The organism is Catellatospora coxensis (assembly GCF_016862635.1).
Taxonomy (GTDB): Bacteria; Actinomycetota; Actinomycetes; order Mycobacteriales; family Micromonosporaceae; genus Catellatospora; species Catellatospora coxensis.
In genome coordinates this window covers 1-23,997 of sequence record NZ_BONI01000020.1, presented here as the reverse complement: position 1 = coordinate 23,997, position 23,997 = coordinate 1, and the positions used below count along the sequence as shown (strand labels likewise).

Annotated in this window: 13 protein-coding genes and 1 pseudogene; 3 read left to right on the top strand and 11 right to left on the bottom strand. The window is 66.8% G+C overall.

All coding sequences use genetic code 11. The features are described from left to right. The first annotated feature begins 13 nt into the window (after positions 1-13). Positions 14-1,912: an acyl-CoA dehydrogenase family protein gene (locus Cco03nite_RS13985; RefSeq protein WP_203692497.1), complete on the top strand. Its 1,899-nt coding sequence runs from the start codon at positions 14-16 to the stop codon at positions 1,910-1,912. Positions 1,913-2,295: 383 nt separating this feature from the next. Here the strand turns inward: Cco03nite_RS13985 and Cco03nite_RS13980 are convergent, their stop codons facing one another. Then, a complete protein-coding gene (locus Cco03nite_RS13980; protein ID WP_203692496.1) occupies positions 2,296-2,439 on the bottom strand; it encodes a hypothetical protein in 144 nt (47 codons plus the stop codon). Positions 2,440-2,696: 257 nt separating this feature from the next. Here Cco03nite_RS13980 and Cco03nite_RS43155 point away from each other — a divergent pair. Further along, positions 2,697-2,969 (top strand): annotated as a pseudogene (locus Cco03nite_RS43155) (helix-turn-helix domain-containing protein); the annotation flags it as partial. A gap of 81 nt (positions 2,970-3,050) precedes the next feature. On the opposite strand, the gene Cco03nite_RS42360 reads toward Cco03nite_RS43155, so the two are convergent. The 5 genes from Cco03nite_RS42360 to Cco03nite_RS13955 all read right to left on the bottom strand — a co-directional run bounded on the left by Cco03nite_RS42360 (position 3,051) and on the right by Cco03nite_RS13955 (position 9,955). Continuing rightward, positions 3,051-3,332 carry a hypothetical protein gene (locus Cco03nite_RS42360; protein WP_239167361.1) on the bottom strand — a complete coding sequence of 94 codons (282 nt, stop codon included), beginning with the start codon at positions 3,330-3,332 and terminating at the stop codon, positions 3,051-3,053. 341 nt (positions 3,333-3,673) lie between these two features. Continuing rightward, complete coding sequence (locus Cco03nite_RS13970) at positions 3,674-4,438, bottom strand: DUF6339 family protein (RefSeq protein WP_203692494.1); 765 nt, start codon at positions 4,436-4,438, stop codon at positions 3,674-3,676. Continuing rightward, positions 4,438-5,334, bottom strand: a complete 897-nt coding sequence (locus tag Cco03nite_RS13965) for a hypothetical protein (protein ID WP_203692493.1) — start codon at positions 5,332-5,334, stop codon at positions 4,438-4,440. The genes Cco03nite_RS13970 and Cco03nite_RS13965 overlap by 1 nt, the downstream gene beginning before the upstream one ends. Beyond that, on the bottom strand, positions 5,331-7,298 hold the full coding sequence (locus Cco03nite_RS13960; RefSeq protein WP_203692492.1) for a hypothetical protein: 1,968 nt from the start codon (positions 7,296-7,298) through the stop codon (positions 5,331-5,333). Before Cco03nite_RS13960 ends, Cco03nite_RS13965 begins: the two co-directional genes overlap by 4 nt. 116 nt (positions 7,299-7,414) lie before the next feature. Next, positions 7,415-9,955 carry a Z1 domain-containing protein gene (locus Cco03nite_RS13955; protein WP_203692491.1) on the bottom strand — a complete coding sequence of 847 codons (2,541 nt, stop codon included), beginning with the start codon at positions 9,953-9,955 and terminating at the stop codon, positions 7,415-7,417. Positions 9,956-10,141: 186 nt separating this feature from the next. Here Cco03nite_RS13955 and Cco03nite_RS13950 point away from each other — a divergent pair, with 186 nt between their 5' ends. Further along, positions 10,142-10,525, top strand: a complete 384-nt coding sequence (locus Cco03nite_RS13950) for a very short patch repair endonuclease (RefSeq protein WP_203692566.1) — start codon at positions 10,142-10,144, stop codon at positions 10,523-10,525. Here Cco03nite_RS13950 and Cco03nite_RS13945 read toward each other — a convergent pair. The 5 genes from Cco03nite_RS13945 to Cco03nite_RS13925 all read right to left on the bottom strand — a co-directional run bounded on the left by Cco03nite_RS13945 (position 10,419) and on the right by Cco03nite_RS13925 (position 23,267). Further along, on the bottom strand, positions 10,419-11,585 hold the full coding sequence (locus Cco03nite_RS13945; protein ID WP_239167360.1) for a DNA cytosine methyltransferase: 1,167 nt from the start codon (positions 11,583-11,585) through the stop codon (positions 10,419-10,421). The two genes, Cco03nite_RS13950 and Cco03nite_RS13945, sit on opposite strands and share 107 nt — an antisense overlap. A 184-nt stretch (positions 11,586-11,769) precedes the next feature. Continuing rightward, positions 11,770-13,578, bottom strand: a complete 1,809-nt coding sequence (gene drmB, locus Cco03nite_RS13940; protein ID WP_203692489.1) for an MrfA Zn-binding domain-containing protein — start codon at positions 13,576-13,578, stop codon at positions 11,770-11,772. After that, positions 13,575-16,763, bottom strand: a complete 3,189-nt coding sequence (locus Cco03nite_RS13935) for a helicase-related protein (RefSeq protein WP_203692488.1) — start codon at positions 16,761-16,763, stop codon at positions 13,575-13,577. The genes drmB and Cco03nite_RS13935 overlap by 4 nt, the downstream gene beginning before the upstream one ends. Beyond that, the gene (locus Cco03nite_RS13930; protein WP_203692487.1) at positions 16,756-18,603 is read right to left on the bottom strand and encodes a UvrD-helicase domain-containing protein; all 1,848 of its coding nucleotides are present in this window, start codon (positions 18,601-18,603) and stop codon (positions 16,756-16,758) included. The genes Cco03nite_RS13935 and Cco03nite_RS13930 overlap by 8 nt, the downstream gene beginning before the upstream one ends. After that, complete coding sequence (locus tag Cco03nite_RS13925; RefSeq protein ID WP_203692486.1) at positions 18,600-23,267, bottom strand: DEAD/DEAH box helicase; 4,668 nt, start codon at positions 23,265-23,267, stop codon at positions 18,600-18,602. Before Cco03nite_RS13925 ends, Cco03nite_RS13930 begins: the two co-directional genes overlap by 4 nt. Positions 23,268-23,997 lie beyond the last annotated feature (730 nt).

The window sequence follows — 23,997 nt, the reverse complement described above, 5'->3', positions numbered from 1 at the left end:
AGGGGTGTCGACGATGACGACGGTGCAGCGTGAGGTGAGCGCGGAACAGGCCCGGCAGGTCGCCGAGGCCGCCCGCGAGAGCGAGTGGCGCAAGCCCAGTTTCGGCAAGCAGTTGTTCCTGGGCCGGCTGCGGATGGACCTGATCCACCCGTGGCCCCGGCCCGCCCCGAACCCCGACGCCGAGCAGTTCCTGGCCAAGCTGGGGGAGTACGTAGGCACCGAGGTCGACGGGGCCGCCATCGAGCGCGACGCCCACATCCCGGACGAGGTCTTCCACGGCCTGGCCGAACTCGGCGCGTTCGGCATGAAGATCGATCCCGCGTACGGCGGCCTCGGCCTGTCCCACCTCGACTACTGCCGCGCGCTCACGCTGGCCGGCTCGGTCAGCCCGGCGATCGGCGCGCTGCTGTCGGCGCACCAGTCCATCGGCGTGCCGCAGCCGCTCAAGCTGTTCGGCACCAAGGAGCAGAAGCAGCGCTTCCTGCCGAGGCTGGCCGCGGGCGAGGTGTCGGCGTTCCTGCTCACCGAACCCGACGTCGGCTCCGACCCGGCCCGCATGGGCGCGACCGCCACCCCGGTCGACGGCGGCTACCGCCTGAACGGGGTCAAGCTGTGGGCCACCAACGGCACCGTGGCGACCCTGCTCGTGGTCATGGCGATGGTGCCGAAGGCGGAGGGCCGCCGCGGCGGCATCACCGCGTTCGTGGTCGAGGGCGACGCCGAGGGGGTCACCGTCGAGAACCGCAACGCCTTCCTCGGCCTGCGCGGCCTGGAGAACAGCGTCACCCGCTTCCACGACGTGTTCGTGCCCGCCGAGAACGTCATCGGCGGCGAGGGCCAGGGCCTCAAGATCGCGCTGAGCACCCTGAACACCGGCCGCCTGTCCCTGCCCGCGATGTGCGTCGGCGCGGCCAAGTGGTCGCTGAGCGTCGCCCGGCAGTGGTCCCAGCAGCGTGTCCAGTGGGGACGGCCGGTCGGCCGGCACGAGGCCGTGGCCACGAAGATCGCGTTCATCGCGGCCACGGCGTACGGCATGGAGTCCATGCTCGACCTGTGCTGCATGCTCGCCGACGACGACCGCAACGACTTCCGCATCGAAGCCGCGCTGGTCAAGCTGTACGGCTCCGAGCTGGCCTGGCAGGTCGCCGACGAGCTGGTGCAGATCCGGGGCGGGCGCGGCTACGAGAGCGCCGACTCGCTGGCCGCCCGCGGCGAGAAGGCGATCGGCGTCGAGCAGCTCCTGCGCGACCTGCGCATCAACCGCATCTTCGAGGGCTCCACCGAGATCATGCACCTGTTCATCGCCCGCGAGGCCGTCGACCAGCACCTCTCCGTCGCCGGGGCCCTCATCGACCCGAAATCGCCGATCGGCGCGAAGGGCAAGGCGCTGCTGCGCGCCACCGGCTTCTACGCCCGCTGGCTGCCCACCCTGGCCGTCGGCCGGGGCACCTTCGGCGGCTACCGGAAGTTCGGCCGGCTGGCCAAGCACGTGCGCTGGGCCGAGCGCGCCGCCCGCCGCCTGGCCCGCAACACGTTCCAGGGCATGGCCCGCTGGCAGGGCAGGCTGGAGCACCGGCAGGGCTTCCTGGGCCGCGTCGTCGACATCGGCGCGGAGCTGTTCGCCATCGCCGCGGTCTGCTCCCGCGCCACCGCCTCCGGCCGTCCCGAGGAGATCGAACTCGCGGACCTCTTCTGCCACCAGTCCCGCGGCCGCATCGCCATCCTCGAACACGCCCTCTGGCACAACACCGACGCCGCCGACGTCGCCCTGGCCCGCCAGGTCCTGGCCGGCACCCACACCGCCCTGGAATCCGGCATCATCCCACCCCCCGACCAGGGCGAATGGGTCTCCACCTGGACCCCCGGCCCGTCCACCGCCCCCGACACCCGCCGCCGCATCCCACCCCGCTGAACCCCGCCGAAAGGAAGGGCACCTTCACATCGCCATAGGGGGTGGACGCGCATCCGCACAGTGCCGACCCGCTGGTGTTCTCGCCCTTTCCGAGGAAGTTGCCCTCGTCGCGCCCACCCGCCGGCTCCATGCGAGGCAGCGGTGACATCGCGACGCGAGTGCCGCCGACGTTAGCCAGCATCGAGCACGCTGAGACATCATCGCTACCGGCGAGAAGACTTCCGACGAGATAGTGGTCCCGCAAATGTCTCGGATCGGCAAACTCAACGCTACGTAGCACGTGATTTGCCAAGATTGGTCATATACTAGACGGCAAGGCCCCGGCCGCACCGAGTTGTTCGTAGCATCTCGGTTCGAACGGGGCCTTGTGCTTTGCGGCTTCGTCAGATCTCGGCACAGTTCTTGCAGAGCGGCTTACCGCCGGTACCGTCGCGCCGGTTCTCGCGCTCGATGTTGTTGCCCTCGGTACACCGCGTCTCGTTGTGGTGGACCGACTGCTTGATCGAGTGCCACGGAGAGGTCTTCACGACCTGTACTCCTATTCTCCCGCGTTGGGCGGGTTATCAATAAACCTCCGGCTTGATGCCGGTGTGCCCTGAAGCACCCGCACAGTCTAGAGCACCTGACCGTCGATCGCCAATCAGTTGTGTCGCTATGAGCCAAAAACCGTTGAGGTTGCGCAGCCAGCACGCTTATAGATCAACAACTGCCCCTTGAGGCGTTGAAACAGAAGATGATATTGTACGCGGCGTGACGCAGCTAACAACATCGAGCGGGTAACGGAATGGAACAAGCGTACGATGCGGCACCGACCTCGCCCCAGGGTCGCGCGGATGCCGAGTCGACTGGCTCCGACTGGGCGGCCCGCGTTACTCGCGTCGTTGCGTCACAGATCAAGTACTGGCGACTACGTCGAGGTCTCAGTGCAAAGCAGCTGTCAGATAGGACCGACGATCTCGGCTTCAGGGTCCCGCGTACGGTCATCGCAAACCTTGAGACCGGTCGGCGGGACGCGGTTGGCGTAGCCGAAATTCTGATCTTGGCTGCGGCTCTCGACATTCCTCCTACCATGCTGGTCACCCCTATCGGTCTCCAGGAGGCGATGGAAGTCCTCCCAGGCATAGAGGTACCGCCATGGCTAGGGCGCGGCTGGATCCTTGGCGCACGACACCCTGACTACGAGACCTTTTCTCATGCCGGCTGGCAGGACGGGCGCCGAGCGATCGCGCTGTACGACATCCATCGCCTTCTTGTGCAGGAACACCGACGGATCCAGGACCGCATCAAGCGGCTCACCGAGAACGACTCGCTCGATGGCGACGACCTCGGGCTCTTTGAGGACAGTCGTCGAGGACGAACGACTTTGCTCCACCACGCTGTTCAAGAGCTCGCTTACAGTCTTGATCGCATCCGACAGCACCGGAGATTAATCGAGGCTGAAGGGTTCTTGCTTCCAGTGCTCCCGCCAGGACTGTCGGTTGATGTGCGCGGCTCTGAATCGACGGGACGCCATCATGCAGACGAGACAAGCGCGACGGATGTCCCACCACAGGTGCCTGCATCGACACTGCTTCCCCCGGTACTCTTCGATGAGCTGAAGTCTCGAGCCGCCGGACCTGCCAGCGACTCCATGAAGTAGTCACTGATCCTCTCCGCCGCCAGTACCGCTCCATGATCTGTTACGTCTAGCACCGTGCAGTGCTGGGCGGGCTCACCCACGAGTGGTACTCGCAGTGCCCCATCCCGGTCCACGGATTCGTGCTATGTCCGGACGGCCGAGATGGTGTCGCGGGCGACTCGCTGAAGCTCGATGTCGAGTTGCGAGGGGGTCAGGGACTCAAACGCCACAAATGGAGCCAGCCGAAGAAGGCGCATGAGGAAATCCTGAAGAAGCCGTCGTTCATTGCCCCCGTGAGTGTCGACGCTGGCCCAGACACGAACGATCGCTTTAACCAAGACAGGACTTGCTCCCAGGGCACGTCGACGTGCGAAGATCTGGTCGAACGCGGCCCCTCCAACGACATCGAATGACGCGTACGGTTGCCCTGCAGCCGGATCGTGTAGAAGGTGCGCACGCCACCACAGGCGCGCGAAGACGTGCCGGGTGACATCGCTTCCGAGAACGTGGTCGGAGTCGAACTTCTCGTCGGGCCGTCTGAACCTCCAGTAGGCGACATCCGGTGCGAGAACAAGCGCCATAAAGGCCCAGATGTCGCCAGCCGCGGCCTCGGACGGGACCATATCCATCAAGGAGTGGAGGGCTGGCCCGACCCGGCTGTCGAACGACAGGCGCTGCTGCACCGATGGCGGATGAGGAAACCCGTTCTCCCTGGCTGCAGTGACGAGTTCGGTGCGGAGATCTCCGAGGACGCGCTTCGATACACGATCGCCTCCGGTCGCCGTGAAGACCGTTGCAACATGTTCGAGGTTGTAGTGACCACCCAGGTCCGACACCGAGACCTGCTCCAGCTCCGCGTGGATCATGCGAGCGTTGGCTGGCAGCAACCGCGGATACAAAAGATCCATCACGACTCCTGAAATACGCCAACAGCCGCCTGGATCTGCGTGGAGAGGCGGTGTGGCGAATGCTCGCGCAACTGGCGCAGGTCTGCGACGGTGCGGCCGGGGAACAGGCTGTGAATCAGATTCTGAAAGGTCTCACCGAGGCTGTCTTCGTCGAACGCCGATTCGTCGGTGAAATCGGGATGGTGCAGCGCGGCCTCGACCATCAGCCGAGCCACGTCCGCGTAAACGGCGTCCAGGATCACCTTGTCGACGGCCCTCGGCGCAGCCGCGCGCTGGAACGCCTGCACGGTTGGCTTGCTGCGTTCGTTGATATAGAGCAGCAGTGTCCCCATGGTGGCGCTTTCCAGTTGGGTGCCGAGTTCCAGGTGCCAGCTGGCGTTGTCGGGAAACGTCGTGCGGGAGAAGTCGACAATGGCGATGGGAAACTGCGGCGCGTCGCCCTGTAGCCGTACCTTGTGCTCGTCGGACCACAGAATGGATCCGCTGAGTCGCGGTGCGAGCGGATCCTCTACCGTGCCGGGGTCGGCGACGGTCAGCAGGGTGCGCAGAGTGACGGTGCCTCCCAGCAGTTCGCCGGGAAGCTGTACCTCAAGGTCTGCTTTCTGGCGTCCCTCGCGGTGTATGGCCACGGCCCCCGCCGACTGGCGCAGGTTCGATCCGGAGGCGGTCCAGATCACCGCGACCTGAACCTTGGCGTCTGATGGCAGGCGGACCTCGCTGCGGAGCAGGTCCATGTCGATGGTGATCTGCCGGCTCAAGGACAGGTTGGTCCGGTAGTCCCAGTGCGGCAGTGAAGCGGGCAGGTCCGTCGGGCCCTCGTCGATGATGAGCTGCCAGGTATCGGCGGACAGGGTCTCCGCCGAGGGTCGGCGGTACGGCCAGATTTGACGCCTCATCGCGCACCTCCGACGGCGACATGCAGCTCGATCTCGGTGATCGTGTTGGCGGCGGGCCGCACGACGACCTGCCAGATGCTGCCGTCCCCGCCTTCCAGGTCGGCAATGGTGCTGTTGATGAAGCGGCCGTCGTTGCTGCGCCAGCCGAGCACGATCGGGATGTCGGCCGCGGCGGGCGCCTGTGTTTCGCGTGTGGCGCTGCCGGCGATGACGACGTTCAGGTCGGCTCGTACGCTCTGCGATCCAGACACCGGCAGGGTGAAGGTCTGGATGATCACCGGAACGCCTTCAAGGTGATCGAGCAGGGCATCGCCGACGTAAGAAAGTGTCGGGCGCTGTGCGACCGATCGAGTGGAACGGAGCGCTGGGCCCGCGGGTTCCCAGTGGTCGTTGGCACCGGAACGGTCCAGACTTCCTCCCCGCTCCTCCGGCTCAGGATCGCGTGCGCCGACCTCGAAGCCGGCCGGAGCGCCGTCCGGCGACTCCGGCACGGCGGCTGGCTGAACGGCGACGGGTCGTCCACCGGCGTAATCGGTGGCGCCGCCAGCGCCCCACACCCCCGCGATGAGGCCGGAAAACATGCTGCTGGCCGCGCCGAGCGGGACAGCAGTCGAGCTGCTGCGCACCGAGGTGCCAGCCTGGTTGAACTCGTCGAGCGTCTCCCGGATGCGCTGGAACGTCATACGGATAAAGGTCCGCTCCTCGCCGTCAAGCTGGTCGGCGATCCAGTTGTCGTGCGTCGGAGGTTCGGCCTTGGCGTAGACCTCGTCCAGGGACACGTGAGCGCGAAACACCCCGGCGTATCCAACCTTGTCGGACAACGGTTTGGGACCGGGTAGGTAGCGCACGACCAGCTCGGCCGGTCGCATCAGGCAGACATGATGCACGCCCTGGTCCACCCCCGCCGTTGTCGCGGCTGAGGTGGCGGGCGGCGGCATCATGAGGCGTCTCGCCATTCCGATGCTGCCGAGCTCACGGCGAGGGCGGAAACAGGACAACCTGGTGGCATCCGGGTGGACGGAGGCTTCGTACGCCTCCACGAAAATGTCCAGCGGCGAGGTCGAGCGCGGATCCGGCACGGGAACCTCAACGCCGTCGTGACTGACGCCGAAGCGCATCGGGGCCGGTCGGGTCGGGGTGTCGAGCATCTTCGGCCACAGCTGCCACAACATCGTCTGCGCCAGGTAGTCCGCAGCTTCGCCCGGTGTCTGCTCGTCGTACAAGGGGTCGATGATGACGATACTCGTGCCGGTTTCGTCCGGTCGGAACTGTTGCAGCCCAAGTTGTTTCGCGGCGTTAACCGCGTCCTCATCGACGAGCGGCTCTACCACGCCGTCGGCTCCGCGCAGCCCCCACCAGTGCCGTCCGGTGTGCCGCACCGGTCCGGTGGGATGCTGAGCGGTGTAGCTGTGCCACAGCGCGCACCCGATCAGCCTGGTCTGGTATCCGGTCTCCGTCTGGCAGCGCGTGTGTACGAGGATGGTGCCTGACCTGGAGAGCAGATAGAAGATGCCCTTGCCGAAGCCGTAGGTGCCACCACCGAGGGCCTTGTCCCGCGGCTCGCCGGCGTTGCGGATGAAGGAGACGAAGTCCCGCACGCTGCTGGTCGCGTCGTCGGCACGGGTCGGTCCGCCCAGGCCCGTGGTGCCCCGGTCCGACACGGTCAGCGTGTGGATGACGGAGTTGGTGATCGCCTTACGGAGCGGAAGCTGATCCTGTTGGGGTGCGTGGCGCAACAGCAGGTCCCGCCAGTTGCCGGCGTGCGCCGGGCTGACCGTGGACAAATCGATGCGGAAGTCGACCGCGCCGGAGCCGGCTCGGGCGTCCCAGCTGTTCTGGGCCGCCTCGCGGACCAACACCGTGAGATGGTCGAGCTCGGGTCGTCCGAGCTGGTTGCGGATGCCCTCAGCCGCGGTGGCGCCTTCCGGCGGGTATGGCTGCGAGAGCCAACCGATGTCGGTCAACGTGGTCTCCTCGCGGTAGAGGGCTGGCTTGGGGAGAGCTGGTGGGGCGGGCTCGCGACGTTCGATCCGTGCATCATGCGGGACCGTCGCCGAAGGGGGCGAGCCGGGACGAGTGGTCAGCTCTGCTCTGTCTCCAGCCCGGCAAGGTCTTCCTCCTCGACGTGCAGGCCCGCCAGGTTGGCGCTGATGTACTCACGCTCGACCGCGCTGTCGGACTCCCGGGGTTCGGGAAACACGAGCCCCACGCCGATCACGTGGTCGGCCGCCTGGAGCGCGTGGCGATCCGGGCGCCTGGTCGGCGAGTGGCTGTCGATCGCGTACAGGGTCAGCAGCCCATGGTCGGGCAGTTGGGCGCGGCGAAGCTTCTTGATGGCATCCTCGGAGAGCTCGCCGCTGCGGTCGACGGTGAGGTCAACGGCGGCATCTCGCCGGCTCATCAGGGTTTTGATGTCCGCGACTGGGGAGTCGGGGTCGAGTCGTGATCGGGTCACGCGACCGACGGCGATTCCCGGAGCGAATTCGAAGCCCTCGGTATTCGACGTCGGATTGCCGATCAAGGCGATGTTCCACTGCCGCAGGGCGCGCTGTTCGCTGCGCTTACGGATGTAAGCACGGATCAGGGCTGAATCGCACTCCTGCGACCGGTCGTGGAACTGATAGCCGTCCAGGAAATCGAGGATCAGCTCGTGGGGGACGTCGCGCAGCAGGACACGATCACGTGCGTTGTCGCGGTCGATGCGGCAGCCGCGGGTGGCGGCCAGTTCGACCAGGCGCCTCGCATGCTGCTGGTTCTCCCGCAGCCATACGGCGTCCTCGACCGGGAAGTAGCGTGTCTGCACCCGCTGACCTCCGTAGGCCGCGGCCGCCTTCACCGCGCTCTTCATCTTGGCGGCCGCTGTGACCAGCAGCGCGGGGTGGGTGCGGATGCGAACGGCGAAGTCGAGTGGTGTTTTGTCCTCGGTCATGTAGACATCGATGTCGCGTCGCATCTCGGCCTCGACGGAGGCGAGGTGGCGGAACCATTCGCGCAGCTCTCGCGTCATCCAGATACGCGGGAGGTCGGCGTAGCCGTTACGGAAGCCGAACCACCGACCCATCTGCAGCAGGGTGTCATAGGCCGACACCGAGCGCACGAAGTAACTGACGCACAGGCCCTCCAACGTCAGACCGCGCGACAGAGTGTTGCCGCCGACCGCGATGGCGACGACCGGGCCGCTCTCATAGTCGAGACGATCATTGCTGGTGGAGTTGTCCATGATGACGCGGCAGCGGTCGACGACGTCCGGCAGGTACGGCAGCAGCGTGTCGAACGGGACCGCCTTCTCTCCGAACTCGTCGGCCGAGACGCGGCTGCACTCGCTCTCCCAAAGTCTGCGCAGGTCGGCGAGGTCGTTGCCAAGCACCTCCTGCGCAAGCGACCGGAGCAGGTGTCGCAACGGCACGTCGAAGCTCTGATGCACCGAAGTGCTCACACTGGTGTGGATGAGCATGGTGCTGTGTGGATTGCCGGTGCCTCGCGCCGTACGGGCGGCGGTGGCCATACAGAAGTAGGCCACCGCGGTACGCAGGCTGTCCGTCATAACCGGCGCGAAGTCCTCGGCTTCGCCCTTGGCAGGGCGCAGCAGGTCGACGTCGTCATCGGGTACGACGCGAACCATGTCGTAGCCGGCGGGCACCTCGTCGGGGTCCTCGTGGTCCTGCACCTCCCTGCCGAAGATCACCTCGGGGCCGAAGTATCGGGCGGGGCGGGGTAGGTTGACCACGAAGTGTTCTGGATAGAGGTCCTTCGCAGACGGATCGATGAGCAGGTTGGCGAACGGCGTGGCGGTGTAACCGACGTAGCAGGCCTTGGGCAGTCGGTCCAGCACCCCGCGGATCAGCGGGTTGATCGTCCTGGTGGCCACGGTGGCCTGATCGGCCTCGTCGTCGATGACGAGGGCCGGGGCGTTGCCCAGGAATCCGCGCGCGGAGTCGAGCCAACGCGTGAACTTGCGCAGGACGGTGGGGTTCTTCTTGACCACGCACAGGACGTACTGGTGATTGGCGTCGTTGAAGAACGCGGCGGCGTTGGCCGGGGGCGAGAAGTCACGATCCGGGTCGGTGAGCTGATGCCACAGCAACGGGTTCGGCCTGACCAACTGCTCCTGCAACCGCAGCTGGGTCTGCCGACGCAGGCCGTTGTGGATGCCGGCCAACACGATGAACAACTTGTAGCCGCGGTCGGCGGCCTTGGCGAGCACCGAGGTGAAGTTGGTGGTCTTGCCGGACTGCACGTATCCGACGACCAGGCCCCGTACGGCGAAGGCCTTCTCTCTGGGGTGGCTCATCAGGGCCAGGATCTTGGTCGAGGCGTCGTCGAGTGACTCCAGCGCCGACTCGTTCCATCCGTCGCGGTGCAGCAGCGTCTGCAACGCGGGCCAGCATCGATCGCCCTTGCGCGGGCCCGTGTACCAGGTGAAACGGTTGTTCAGCACCACCGATCGCGGCTCCCGCAGATCGCGCACCGCAAGGGCGTCCCGCTCGTATCGTTCGAGGATGCGTTCGATGACGGCGGGATCCAGGGCAAGGGTCTCCAGCATGTCCCGCGCGGCAGCGGGTGTGTTCTGCTGAGCCAGCGTCAGGAACACCTGATATTGCTGGTCGAAGGCGGTCGACACGTCTGGGGGCCTTCCGGTGGTTACTGTCGGTGCGCCGTGAGCTTACCGAAGGATGTTGCCCGGCGGAGGCTCAGCCGATCGGGCGGTGAGTGCGACACGATCAGATCTTGGGCCAGGCGTTACGCTCGAAATGTGGTGCAGGAGAAGGATGCCGGCTGGGCGTCGAGTGAGGCCGTACGTCGATGCATGCAGGCCAACAAGGGCCGCGACACGCGGCCGGAGCTGATGCTGCGTTCGGCCGTACACGCTCTCGGTTTGCGGTACCGGGTGTCCATGCGACCGCTGCCGGGCGTCCGGCGGACCGCTGATCTGGTGTTCCCTCGGGCGAAGGTGGCAGTGTTCCTTGACGGCTGCTTCTGGCACGGCTGCCCGGAGCACCACACAAAGGCCAAGACAAATGCCGCGTTCTGGGCGGAGAAGGTGCAGCGGACGAGGCAGCGAGATCAGGAGACCGATCTGCGACTCATCGAGTCGGGATGGCTGCCCCTGCGGGTGTGGGAACATGAGCAAACAGCGCAGGCTGCTCAACGCGTGGTGACCGTGGTGCGTGAGCGGACGGCAGCCCGGTGAGACTGGCACCGATGTGCTCGGCGAGTGCCTGGGCGAGTTCCACCGGCACGGCGTTGCCGATCTGGCGGGCGATCTGAATCTTGGTGCCGCACCACTTGAAGTCGTCCTGAAAGCCCTGCAGCCGCGCCGCCTCGTAATGGGTGATGGCACGATGCTCCACCGGGTGCAGGTAGCGACCCTTCTCCGGCTTGAAGAACTCGGTGCGGATCGTGACGGAGGGCTGTTCCCAGCGCAGCCGTCCCATGACATCCCCCGAGCCGGTCTCGTGCTTCTTCCAGCAGTCGGCTTTGAGGTGATCGGGCAGGTCGAACCGGTTGCCGCCCGGCGGAATCGCGTGGAACCGCGGCAGCGAGATCACCGGATCGTACCTGCGGGTGATGTGCAACTCCTCGGCGGTGAACCAGCCTGGCGTGCCGTCGGCAAGTGAGCGGTCGGGCAGCTCCACCCTATCCGGCGGCACCGTCGGCGGAACGCCGGCAAGGGCATCCTTGACCGTCCGCCACATGTGCTTCGGGGTGGATGCCTCCGGGATCGGGATGATCGGCAGGTCCCGACGGGTGCCGATGACAATCACGCGCTTGCGCAGCTGTGCGGAGCCGAAGTCCGTGGCACGCACCAGATCGACTTCGATGTGATAGTCCTCAAGACGGCCACCGGGGGCGGTCTCGGCGTACAGATCTTGGAACTCTCGCGACTTCCAGAATCTGTCGACGTTCTCCATGAGGAACGCGCGAGGTTTGATCTTCACCAGCGCATCGACGTAACGGCGCCACAGCTGGTTGCGTTCGTCGTCCTCGTCCTTCTTGCCCAGGTTCGAGAAGCCCTGGCAGGGCGGGCCGCCGACGACGACATCGGCCTCAGGAAGGGTGCCGGTGACCCAGTCGGTGATGTCGCCACAATAGATGTGGTCGGCGCCGAAGTTCGCACCGTAGGTCGCTGCGGCCGCCGGATCAAACTCGACGGCCGCAGCGGGGGTGAAAAACCCGGACTGCCGGAAGCCCTGAGACAACCCCCCACACCCGGCGAAAAGATCGACGACTCGGAGTGGCGGTTTCGGCACGCTGTGAAGGCTAGGGCTTCCCATCGTCCTGTTCCACCATCTCCGTTATGTGTCGCGGCAGTTTCGCCCGTGGCCGAGAGGTCGACCATGCTACGCGAGATCAACTCGCCCACTGTAGTCGGGCGGGGCATGCTGTCTCAACCGACGTTCGTACACACCTTCGAATCGTCGGTCCTCCCGCAGGTCAGGCATTGACCTCCAGATAGCTGCTGAAGAGTCCCGCGGTCGGGTGTTCCGGCCAGCCGATCAGCAGACCGCGGTCGAGCAGGGTGTTGTTGTGCTCACAGCTGGTTTCGGGCAGCAGGGAGCAGACGTGACAGGCGGCGAGGTTCAGGCTGTCCGCGCCGGCGGCCCCTGCCTCCATGCACAGGGGATCGGCCGAGCACCACCCGGAACGACGGAGCGCCGCAGTGACCGTCCGCGACAGCCGCTCGGGCTCGCCCTGCCGGACGATGCCGCCGAGGCTGCCAGCCGAGTCACTCGTGGCCGTGTAGATCAGGATCCCCGCCATGTCGTCGCCGGTGTAGAGGCGCTCCCGCATGGCGGCGGCGGAGTACCCGGCATCGAGACTCCACTCGTTGATCAAGGCGTGAGCGAGTGTGTGGATCATTACCGATCGGGCGGTGACCGTCGACGGAGTCGTCGGCCTACCCGCCGCCTCAGCCCGGCGGTCCAGCAGATGCTGGTGATTGTCGCGGATCCGCCGTGCCCGGTCGCGTACCCGGGAGTCGTTCTCCCAGGCCCGCAGGGCCTGCTCGGACAGGCGCAGGAAGACGCCCTCGCCGACCACCTCCATGGCTGGCAGCCAATTCAGCGAGTTCTGCGAGAGCGCCCCGCGGCGGGAGGTCGGGTCCGTCGCGGTGAGCGGCTCGACCCGGCTGAAGGTCTGCAGCACTCGGACCTCGCGCAGCCGCGTCACCAACATGACCTGGTCGAACTCCGGTCCGGGCGGATTCCCCGCGGCGGGCCTGCATTCGAAGTCAGGAGCGTCCTCCTCCGCGGGAGTCGGCGCGCACAGCTGCGCGAACTCCTCGGACTTGAGCTCGTTGTCGAGGTCGATCTCGGTGGTGGACTGTTCCTGGTTCTCGAGCTGTTCGCGTCGGCGGACCGCGTCGATAATCGGCTGAGGGCTCTCACTCTCCTTGACCAACCCTGCCCTGACCGCCTGACGTGCGATGATCGCATCTTCCTCGCCAGCCCACATGGCGAAATGAGGGTCGATCAGCTTCTGCAGTCGTGTCGACCACGGTGGGATCGCCAGCGAGGAGCGCACCGCGCCGAACCATGCGGCGGAGGAACCGCGCTGCAGCGTGCGCGGAGGCCGTTTGCAGCCTTCCACCTTCGCGCCGGCACCGAGCCAGGGGCGCGCCCCCGAACAGGTGATGCGTAGCTTCAGCAGCTCGCTGCGTCGGAATGCACCCTCCATGGAGGCGCGGGCACCACATCCGCAGACGATCTCTATCGACTTCAGTGATGCCGTTCGTCCGGAGGTCACCATCCGCAGCTCACGCTTGCAGGGACCGGTAGGCGTAGTCCCCCGGTGGGCCCAGGCCCAGTAGGGGAAATCGTCGATGTGGCCGTCGTCGCAGGCGACCACGAAACGGGAGGGAATGAGCGTTCCGCCGCAGGCGCAGGTCGACTCGCGGCCGCCGAACCTGCCGTACGGCTGCAGCAGCGAACAACCCTGACACGAGTAGAAGTCGGGGAACCTGCGCAGGGCCGCGGCATGCCGCCGGTCGGCGGCCGGCGGAAGGTAGAGGCGGGAGACGCCGAGCGCTCGCTGGATGCGGGGCTCGTGCACCTGCTGGGCGTGGTTGATCTTCCAGTCGTCGAGGCCCGCGACGATGTACGACGCGTCCTCGACGGCGATCATCGATCCGACCCCATACGTGGTGATCAGCTGGGCGCGTCGCACCTTGCCGATGGTGGAGATGCTCGGTGCTTCGGCGGAGGTGCCGGCAGCAGTGCGCCGCGGCCGTCCCTGGGTGCTCATCGTCGGCCCTCCCGGGGCATCAGGTCGGTTTCCACGTCAACATCACGCAGGCTGTTCATGGTGCGAAACGAGTACGGCAGGTCGTCGTCGTCGAAGTTGCGCAGCAGCGCGGCATGATCCGGCCGCCTTTTCGGGTCACTGGGCCATTTGGCCTTGTGATAGACGAGCTCGGGGTTCCAGTCGACCATGTCAGCCCAGCGGTCGATGATCCTCGTGAGGTGCTCGGCTGTCGCGTCCCGCTCATCCGGCGCCACCCGGGCGACACGGTCGACGATACGGTCGGCCAGTGCTTCAAGATCGGACATGAAGTCGTCGAGCATGGCGGCGTCGGCATTGGCACGGGCAGCCGGCAGGGTCAGCCGGGCCGCACCGATCAGCGCGGCGTGCAGCCCCCGGTCCCGGGCGCGCGACGAGAACGGTGTGACGCTCGTGGACTCGACCTGCCGGTAGAGCGCGGAGTGGTAGGACCGGAAGTTCTCGTAGTGGGACCGGTCCCGCGAACGGGCCGCGTTGTAGAGAACGATGACCAGCCCCGGATAGCGCCGGCCGACGCGGCTGGTCGCCTGGATGTACTCCGCCGTGGTCTGAGGCTGCCCGGTCACCGTCATGAGGCCGAGCCGGTTGACGTCAACGCCCACCGAGATCATGTTGGTGGCAAGCACCACATCGAGTGCCGCCGGATCAGGATAACGGACGTCGAGCTGCCGGAGCCGAACGGGGATGTCACTGGCGTCGGCGCGACTGGTCAGCTCCGTCGTCTCCACCTCACGTGGGCGGTCGTCGCCGGCCAGCCGCTTGAGGCGACCCACCACGTCGTCGTTGACCTGCAGTTCCGCGGCGGCCAGCAGACGCAGGCTGTTGAAGTAGCCGATCAGTGTCCAGTAGGCGTCGCGGATTTCGTCCTTGCCGTCGATGGTCGACGCGTGGTGCAGCAGGGCGGCGTAGGCCCGTACCAGCAGCGTGGCCTGGCTGGTGCCTGGTGCGAAGAGCCCGACATAGCGGCGTGACGGCTTGCGCTCGGGTGGCGCCTCCACAGCGAACCAGGAGTGGCGGGCGTCGAGTCCGGCGGGCGGGAACTGGTGCACTTCGCGGTCGAACAGGGCCTGGCCCTGCTCGCGGGCTCGCCGAATGGTCGCGGTGGACGCGATCACCTTGGGGCGGGAGGCCGCGATGTCCAACGCCGACTCGTACAGGCCGACCAGCGTGCCCAGCGGTCCGGAGATGAGGTGCAGCTCGTCCTGGATGATGAGCTCCGGCGGCGGTGTTCCCTCCGGCGCACCGGTTCGGTTGAACAGCGCCGCCGGCTCGTCCTTCCAAGTGATCTGCGCGAACTTGTCCACGGTCGCGATGATCAACGTGGGGCGGTGGTGGTAGATCGCATCGTCGACGAGGTGGACAGGCAGGCCGTCGGCGAAGGCGCAGTCGGCGCTGCCGCAGCCGACGTCGAGCCGCTGGTCGGCGCGGTTGACGCGGTAGTTGAGATGGTCCATGTCGATGCCGCACCAGGGACAGCGACGCAGCTGCACCGGGTTCTTCTCGCGCAACTTCTTTCCATCCCGAAGGTCCTTCAAGCCGGCCTCGGCGTCGCCGAGGTTGTTGGGTGTCGCACTGGCTCCCACCCACATACCGATCGAGATCTCGCCGCCTTTGAGCGTGGGGTCACCGCGCCGGATATCGTCCATGGCGCAGATCAGCGTCGCGGCGCGTTCGAACTGCTGAAGCGTCAGCAGGCGGAGGGTGTATCGCATCAGCACCGTCACGCCGCCTCCCGCCTCCTCGTGACGGATCCGGCGCAGGAACACGGTGAGCGCGATCAGTCCGAGGTACGCCTCGGTCTTGCCACCGCCGGTAGGGAACCAGAGCAGGTCCGCCACGCCGCGGTCGTCGTGGTCGGGGTCGGCAATGCCGGCCAGGCAGATGAGGATGAACCCGATCTGGAACGGGTACCACCGGCCAGCGGACAGGTCGAGGGTCGCGGTGTGCCCGTTCATCAGCATGGTGCGGGCACGCTGCACCGCCATTGCCTTGTTGGCCAGCCGGAAAGCACGCATGACGTCCGGGTCCCGGGCGAGGAGGTCGACACCGGCGTTCATCCGGTCGTACGCGATGCGGCATTGCTTGAGCTGGTCGAGCGCGACGGCACCGTAGCGGGAGGAGGCCATCGCGGCGGCTTCGGCCTCGCGCCCGCGAAGCCAGTCGCCGTAGCCCTCGACGAGCCACACTAGCGAGCGCAACACCTGCTCGGGTGTCCCCTCCGCGAAGTCGTTCATGCCGAGGCCCGCGTCGTCAATCTCGGGGTTCGATTCCGACAGGAGCACGTCGAAGCTGGGGGTGAAGGAGGAGCGGATCTCCGCGACCGCCCGTCGGCCCTGAGTGCCATCGCCCTTGTCATTCTCGGTGCCGGTCCAGTCCGCCGCGCAGCCGTGGCCGATGGCGAAGGTGGGGGCGTGGCGGTAGAGCATGGCGGAGGTCAGTGCCTCGTCGTCGCTCAGGGAGGCGGCTGGCTGCTCCACGATCGCCGCGACCCCGTTGGCGGTGCCCACCGTCAGTACGCACTGGAAGAAGCACCAGGGATCGCGGAGCGGTCCCTTACTCTGGTGGTTGTTAACCAGGCTGACGGTGACGGTCGACGTGTGCTGCGCGTCGTCGACGGCGCGCACGAGCACCCGTAGCTCAAGTCCCGGCACAACCTGGACGGCGCTCGAACCGGGACGGGACACGTCGACCGGTACGGATGCCGGCTTGACCTCCGATCGACGCCACCTGATGGGCGAGTCGTCAGTCGAGCGTGCTGCCTCCATCTCCGCCGCGACGCGGTTGCCTGCCTCGTCGATCGGTTCGTAGGACGCGGTGCCGACCGACACGATGAACTCCGTGCACGCTCGTACGTCGACGGCGAAGGTCAGGCCCATGGAGGAGGGGCTCTGCTGATTGGCCATGGACACGCCGGTGTCCGGCTGCTCGTCCTTTTCCATCCGAGCCCCGGCCAGGTCGAGGTCGGCCTCCGCAGCGTCGTCCACGGCGTCCTCGGTGCGACGCTGCGGGAACAGCACGCCGGTCAGATACGTGCTGACCGGTGGATCAGCGAGGATCTCGCTCGGGCCGTCAACGGGCCCGAGCAGGTCGAGGATCAGACGGTCGGTCAGCTCATCCCGGAACCCGAGATGCTCGGCGAACTTACTCATCGTCGTGCTCCGTATCGTTGCGGTGGTATCGGAAGGAGCTAAGCCCGGTCAACCTCGGTGCCAGCCAGACGCCATGTTCGCCCAGACCGACGCGGCGCCCTTGCGCCTCCCCGCCGGCAACGGCCTCGACATCGTCGATCCAGCAGTTGGTCATGGCACTCGGCCAGCTCGCCTCATCGGGTAGGCGGGCCGGAGAGCGGTACATGTACCGGGCGAGATCCATTCGGAAGCTGTGCGAAACAACTCCGATGGGCCTGCCGCCGTGGTTGACGGTGTAGGCGGGCACCGCCAGGCCGTCGTCAGGCATATGGTCGAGTACGGTCAGCACCACCGGATCTCCCGGCTTGACCTCGTGTATGAGGTACTCCTGGAGTTCCAGCGGGTCTGCCATGAAGCCCTCGGTGCCCGCGGGGCGGTCGGAGCTGACGTCGTCACCCGACAGCGCCAGCCCGAGCCGGCGGCCCGCGAACTGGAACTGGTATCGCCCCCATCGCCCGGAGTGTCGGCAGGTCTTGACGTAGACCTTCGACCGAGGCAGCGGATCCAGGCGATAGAAGTCGTCGCGACACCGGGTCATGGCCATGTACAGCAGCCGGGCGTGCTCCATCTCGTCGGAGTCCTCAGGCACAGTGTCCTCGAGCAGGAACACCCGGTCGTATTCGAGTCCCTTCGCCCGGTGCATCGACGACACGGTGAGCGCGGCGGTATCGGTGAAGCAGACGGCGCGCGGCAGCCTGCCAGCTGCCACGACCGCGCGAAGCCTGCCGAGGTCGAGCCGGTTGTTCCCCGTCCGGGAGACCGTCAATAGGGCTGGCCACGCCACGTCGAGCGGCTCGCCGGTCAACCCCGTGTGTTCGGCGAAGGCGTCCCGATCGACGCTTAGCCCACGGTGGTGACGAAACAGCGGTACTAGCCAACGCGGGTTGACCTCATCGTGGGCGCGCCGCTGCAGCCGATGGTCAACTCCGGCGCGGTGCAGTGCGGCCGATACGTTGAGAGCCTGCCCGTTGGTCCGACAAAGAATCGCCGTAGTGCCATCGAAGTGCGTAAAGCCATGGACGATGTCAGCAAGCCGTCCTGCACCGAGGGCACCCGCGAACTCGTCGCGGATCTGCTTCGCCAGCTCGGGTCCGGTGTCACCGGCTGTGCGCAGCGCCTCCCCGCATCGGAGGATGCCGTCGGGCCGCGGCGTCCGTGCCCGAAAGTCGCGGGTGAGGGCCAGTTCGACCAGGTCATCGGGGTAGGTCTCCCGGGCCCAGGTGAACATGTCCCCGTCGTCGTCAGGACGGGATGCGTCGCGTACCTGGAATCCGTAGATTGCCTGTGCCGGGTCCCCGACGATGGTAAATCCGCAGTCCAGCCAGGTCAGCAGCGACTTAACCAGCTCGCGTCGGTCGCCTTCCAGATCTTGGATCTCATCGAGAAGGACATGCCGCACGCGTGCGGTGTACTCGTCGGCCTGACCCGAGATGATCACATCCGTCGCGGCCGTGATGCGCTCGTCAAACGACCTGTGGTGCCAGTCCTCTGCCGCCCGGGTGTGCACGAGCAGGTCGAGCGCCCAGGCGTCAAAGGTGCGCGCGACGACGAACCGGCTGCTGCCCGCGGAGGCCCTGGCCCGTGTGGCGAGCTCACCGACCGCCGCCCGGGAGAAGGACAACACCAGGATCTCGTCGGCCGTCAGATCGTGTTCGAGTAGGTATTCGAGGCGCCGGACGAGGGTGTGAGTCTTGCCGGTGCCTGCCGCTGCAATGATCAGCAGCCGGGTGTCGGCGGGCTGCCGGACAGCCTCCTGCTGCTCGGCCGTCAGCGCCACGGTCACGGCGCCTGCGGTGTTCATTCGCCACCCCACATCTTCTCGAAGGCGGTGAACGCGAGCTGCTGTCCGTAGTTGACGATGTTGTCGCGCACGTTGAGGATCAGGCAGCGTTCCTTGCCACCGTTGGCCTGGCCGCGCAGACCACGGCCGATCATCTGCTGGTAGACGTTCGGGCTGTAGGTGGGTCGGGCCACGACGACGGCTCGTGTGGCGGGTGCGTCGAAGCCCTGGTGCAGGACGCCGTAGTTGGTCAGCACCCGAATACGTCGCTGTGCGAACTGGTCGATGATCTGACGTCGTCGGGCTGTCGGAGTCTGCGCATCGACTGCCGCGGAGCTCACGCCCCGGTCATTTAGCATGACCGACAGGAACCGCGCGTGATTGACGGAGGTGGCGAACACGAGCACGGGCCAGTCTGGATCGAGTTCGCACAGCGCTTCGAGGAGCACGCCGTTGCGCACGTGATCCTCGGCGAGGCGCTGCTCCGCGGCTGGCGGCAGGGTTCCGCCGTGCAGCTGGGACATGTGCGACATCTCCTCGTCGGTCAGCCGCAGCGTGCCGCCCTCAAGGACATGGTGGTCGACGTGGGCGAGCACGCGCATCCTCTGCAGCGCCGGGTAGGGCTCACCTTCGAAGAGGTTGTCGTCGAGCCTGGTGGCGCCGTAGCGGTTGACCAGCCTACGGGTCTCATCCTCACTGCGTCCCCGGAAGGGGGTAGCGGTGAGGCCGATCAGCGGCCGGGCGGTGCGCAGCGGCTGCTGCGTGAGTCCGAACTTCTCGAAGACCCGGGTGTAGCTCGGCGAGGTCGAGCCGTGCGCCTCGTCGACGATGACGAGGGCGGGCATGTGCAGCCAGGCGTACGCAGGATCATCGAGGTTGGCGGTCAGTTTGTCGATCGTGGCGACGACCAGATGAGGGTTCTCAGTCACCGGGGTGGCCTCGCGGGTGCTCCAGAACCGGCTGATAGTCAGCCGCGTGCGGGCGGCACCGACCTTCTCCCAGACGTAGCGCCAGCTCTGCACCGCCTGCTCACACAGCTCATCCGACTGGGCGATCCACAGGACGGGGCCAGGCACGCCCCGCTGGCCGTGCTCCTTGATGTATCGGATGACCGCCTCGGCGGCGACCCGGGTCTTACCGGCACCGGTCGGCAGGCTGAGCATCGCGCGTGACGGCGGCTGCTGCATAAGCATGCGGTGCATGCGGGCGGCGAGCGTCTCCTGGTAGTCATGGAGGGGAAAGTGCGGGGTCGGTCCCGGCACCTGTTCTGTCGCCCCCACCGGATCCTCCCCGACGCCCGCGTAGTTGTCCGGGAATCCAAGGTCGGCCACCGCTCTGCGGGACTTGGTGTCACCGGTGAAGCGGACGTTCAACGCCTCATGGCGCTTCTCGAGGTCCTTGCGGTGGTGGCGGAGGATTCCATCGCCGTGGGCGTGCAACGCGAGTTCGGCCACCCGCCGATCGTCGGGCTCCTGCCCACTGTTGGTCCTCTCCCAGGCGAGGACCCCCTCGGGCAGGCCGAACTGCAGCTGCTCACGTCCGATCAGCAGCAGCAGCTTGCCGATGTTGTCCCGGGCGGCGCGGACCGCTTTGAGGATGTCATTGTTTCGCGCCTCCTCCGCGCGCTGCAGGACGATATTGATCTCTGCCGTCGACAGGTGCAGGCCGAGCTCCCTGGAGATTCCACCGAGCAACGCGGCCTTGTCCGTGGTTTGCCGGACATAGATGACGTTGTCGCGGGAGGCGATGTCGAGCTGGTGGGTCCGCATGCCCAGCGGGGTCCGCGTGACCTCGTCGAGTTCGCTGCACTGTACGAAGGTCCAGCCGTCGGCCTTGCGCCCGCGCAGGACGCGGAGATGCGCGAACTCGGCGACGACCGCCACCGGCTCCGTCTCCTCGACCTTTCGCAGTTCACGGCTGACCATCTCGGTGTATCGCCGCATGCCCCAGGTTTGGATCATGGCGTCGACGTCGGAGGCGGTCGGAGCGAGCAGCGCCGGCACGTTCTCCCGCACGAGTGTCTGATACTCGTTCGGGTTCGCGGTGACGCAGATCTGGTCGTCGGGGCGGGTGCCCCACTTCGCGCCGACGCGGCAGCGGGTGTCACCGCCGGGCCACGCCGCACCGGCCCGCAGGACCAGGGCGTACGCCCGACCGGGTACGGCGTCCTCTTCCGTGGTGGCGACCCTGGTGACGAGCTGCTCCCAGAGCGCGCCCGGGATGTCGGTGATCGTCGCCGGCAGATCCAGCAGGTCGGCGATGGCACGATCGATCTGCGCCACCGGCAGGATGTCGCGGTACTCGATGAGCGACGGCCCGACTGCCGACCTGAGGGCAACCGATCCCTCGTTGGTCTGCAGGCGTCCGTACTTCCTGGCCATCCAGACCAAGGGTGAGTCGACCTGCGCGTGCTGCGTCTGGCGATTGGCCCGGGCGGTCCAGTCCCGCACCAACCCACCGGGCGGCAGGTGATTGAGGAAGAGGCAGCGCCCCTCCTCGCTAAGAGCCGGGAGCAGTCCGAGCGGTCCGGCCGGATTGACGCCCTCGACCATGGTGTTGGACGCCTTGGGATAGGGCACGCCGGCGGGCAGCGCAGCGCACATGGCCTCCACGGACGCAACATGGTACTGGTCGAACCACTCGTCCTGACGTGGATCAATGTCGGCAACGGGGACGTCCGACATGCCTAGCGAGGTGAGCAGCGCGCGGTCGGCCACATGGGTGCTTAAGTCCACAGTGACACCCTTATCCCGGCTGCCGTCAGCTGGGACGACACGTCCGGGCAGCAGGCAGTCGACGGGCCTGCGGTACCGGCCGTCCAACGTGCGGACCCTGATCTGACGACGCCATTCGGGGATACGGCTGCGGATCGCGTCAGCGGCCTCCTGCGCCGGGACCCTGCGGCACAGCTTCCAGAAGTCGTTCCACTCCTGCTCGAAGTAGCGGGCGAACCCCTTGTCCAGGACGGCGGCCAGTCGCCCGGCGGCGTTGGCCTCACGTACTCCGAGTTCGTTGAGTGCGGCGGCGACGACATCCAGCTCGGTCACCTGCGGGTCGACATACACCAGGTCGTCGTCGAGTCCGTCCTGATCGCTGCGGCGGAAGACGTCGCCAGCCTTCGCCGCCACCATGCCACATGACTCGGTGAGGATGACCCGCGCCCGTAGCGCGTCCCCGGCCTGGCTGTGTCCGCAGCGAACCATTGCCGCCACGATGAGGATCGCACGCGCGGAGCCCTCGGGACGGCCGTCTGCCACGAGCGCCTCGAGCCACTCGCGCACGGAGGCCTCGGGACGCCCGGCCTTGTCAAAGATAAGGTTGGCCTTGGCCCGGCGTTCGCGATTTTCGATGGACTTGTGCGTCCAGTCCATCGGGCGGCCGTCATAACCCGACCACATGGTCAGCCAGTCGTCGATCATGCCGTCCGGCGTCAGATTCAACTGATCGGGTCGTCGCAGGTCACCATTTTGGTCGGGGATCGACGGGCGTGACGCGGCAGCCTTCCAGACGGCGTTGGTCAGTCTCTCGTCAGCCCACTGCGGAGCCTCGCGCCCTCGTCCTGGCAACAGCATCAGATAGGCGCCGGGGTCTGCCGGCTGAACGAGGTGCGGCAGGGATTCGACGACGAGGTTGGCGGCCTGTTCGATCAGCTCGTCGTTGAACGCGTTGTGATCGAACAGGTTCTGTCGGTCTTCGCCGGTCTTCCAGGGTGCGTTAAGCAGGCCGCGGAGCGTGGTTGCGTAGTTGGTGGGGAAGTAGGCCCAGAAGGTGCCGCGACCGCCGCCGCTTCCCTGCGGCACAGCCCACGCCAGATCGATCTCCGGGCGGTCGTGGAGTTCGCCTGCGCTCCGCAGAGCGTTCACCGAGGGCTGATGCGTACGCCGGAAGACGTTCCACACCGAGGTGGTCTGCTTGCCGTCCTCACCCGGCCCCTGCAGCGTGTGCAGGGTCTGACTGGCCTTCGCCGACATCACCCGGTGCAGCGTTCGGCCCGGACGGCGATCCTCCAGGTGCAGGTGCGCCACGTGCGGAGAGAACAGCTGAAACTCCGGCGGAAAGCTGCGCAGGTCGGCTCCGAGCCGCTCGGCGCTGCCCGGCGTGAGTGGCAGCCGCACCACCGTCACGGCTCGCGCCAGCAGTTCGTCGAGGATCCTGTCCTCGTTTCTGGCCCGCTGCGTTTCGATGGGGCGGGCCAGGCGCAGCACGGGGGTCTCAGCCACGCCGGGGGCCACCCCGCGAATGCGCTCGGCAGCCCAGTCACGGTCGAACCCGAACGATCCGGTGGAGCTGTAGAACTCGGGGGCGTCGCTGACGCTGAGCACTGACTTGACGCCCACACCGAACCGCCCGATCTGGCCGCCTCGTTTGCGGGAGACACTCATCCGCAGGATCGTGTCCGCGCCTTCGGGCGTCATGGGGTTGCCGGTGTTCGCGCAGTAAAGGTAGTGCTCGGTGAGGATCACCCGGATCTCGCCGTCGTCGAGCGTTCGCATCTCGTCGGCGCCGTTCTGCACCAATTCGTAGATCTGACGTTCGCCGTACCCGCCCTGGTTGATGCGACGCTCACCGTTGGCGTGTTCCTGGATGAGTCCGTTGTCGATGCGGTAGGTCTCCAAGACGCGGTCTGACTGCTCCTCGACGACCTGGCGAACCGTCTTGCCTGATACATCAGTCGTAGAGGTCATCTCACTCCTGCCTGCTCTGTGCCGGATGGTGCGCGGACACGGTCGTCCGAACCCGGAGGCAGGACAATCCGCATGAGGATTCTCTGTTGGCGCGGTCGGTGCGCATCTCCACATTTCGGTCAGCCGTTGTCCGCCCTTCGTCGAGGGCGTGGCCGAATGGTGCGATGGTGTCCACGCGTGCGCTACGGCAGACTACGCACTGCGGACTGATTGCGCGGACCCGTGGTGTCACGACGGGTTCACCCTTCGTGTGTAGGCCGTGCCAGCGGGACCTGGGCTCGGCTGGTCCGGTGAAATCGGACCCCGTTTCGGGGATAAGCGGCCGAGCGACGGCTCCGCCGAGCGGGTACAGCCGCCAGGACACGCGGTCGGTTCCGCGTTTGCGGAGGTGCCGATCGCCTTCGTGGCGGCCAACCAGGTCGACCAGCCGAGCGTCGCGATGTCGAGTAACGCGGCGGGATCGGCGGCGACAAATCGCCTGGCCGACGACCTCGGCGAGGCCGCGGGCGCACCATGCGTCAATTAGTCCATGTGCGGCGGTGACCGAGTACTGCGGGTCCGCACGCGCGCTGGGAACATCGACAAGGTCGCGGCGCAGAACGATTATCTGTTCCGCGAGTCGGCCCGCCATGCGACGGCGGTAGTCGAACATCGCTGCCACCCTGGCGGGCGCGTGAAAGCGGACATGATCTGCGGGCCTGCTGGTCAGATGCCAGGTCGCATGGTAAGC

Bases quoted from the DNA above. Each gene is read 5' to 3' on its own strand.
- Cco03nite_RS13985 (WP_203692497.1), top strand. From the start codon at position 14: ATGACGACGGTGCAGCGTGAGGTGAGCGCGGAACAGGCCCGGCAGGTC.
- Cco03nite_RS13970 (WP_203692494.1), bottom strand. From the start codon at position 4,438: ATGGATCTTTTGTATCCGCGGTTGCTGCCAGCCAACGCTCGCATGATC.
- Cco03nite_RS13965 (WP_203692493.1), bottom strand. From the start codon at position 5,334: ATGAGGCGTCAAATCTGGCCGTACCGCCGACCCTCGGCGGAGACCCTG.
- Cco03nite_RS13950 (WP_203692566.1), top strand. From the start codon at position 10,142: ATGCAGGCCAACAAGGGCCGCGACACGCGGCCGGAGCTGATGCTGCGT.
- drmB (WP_203692489.1), bottom strand. From the start codon at position 13,578: ATGAGCACCCAGGGACGGCCGCGGCGCACTGCTGCCGGCACCTCCGCC.
- Cco03nite_RS13935 (WP_203692488.1), bottom strand. From the start codon at position 16,763: ATGAGTAAGTTCGCCGAGCATCTCGGGTTCCGGGATGAGCTGACCGAC.
- Cco03nite_RS13930 (WP_203692487.1), bottom strand. From the start codon at position 18,603: ATGAACACCGCAGGCGCCGTGACCGTGGCGCTGACGGCCGAGCAGCAG.
- Cco03nite_RS13925 (WP_203692486.1), bottom strand. From the start codon at position 23,267: ATGACCTCTACGACTGATGTATCAGGCAAGACGGTTCGCCAGGTCGTC.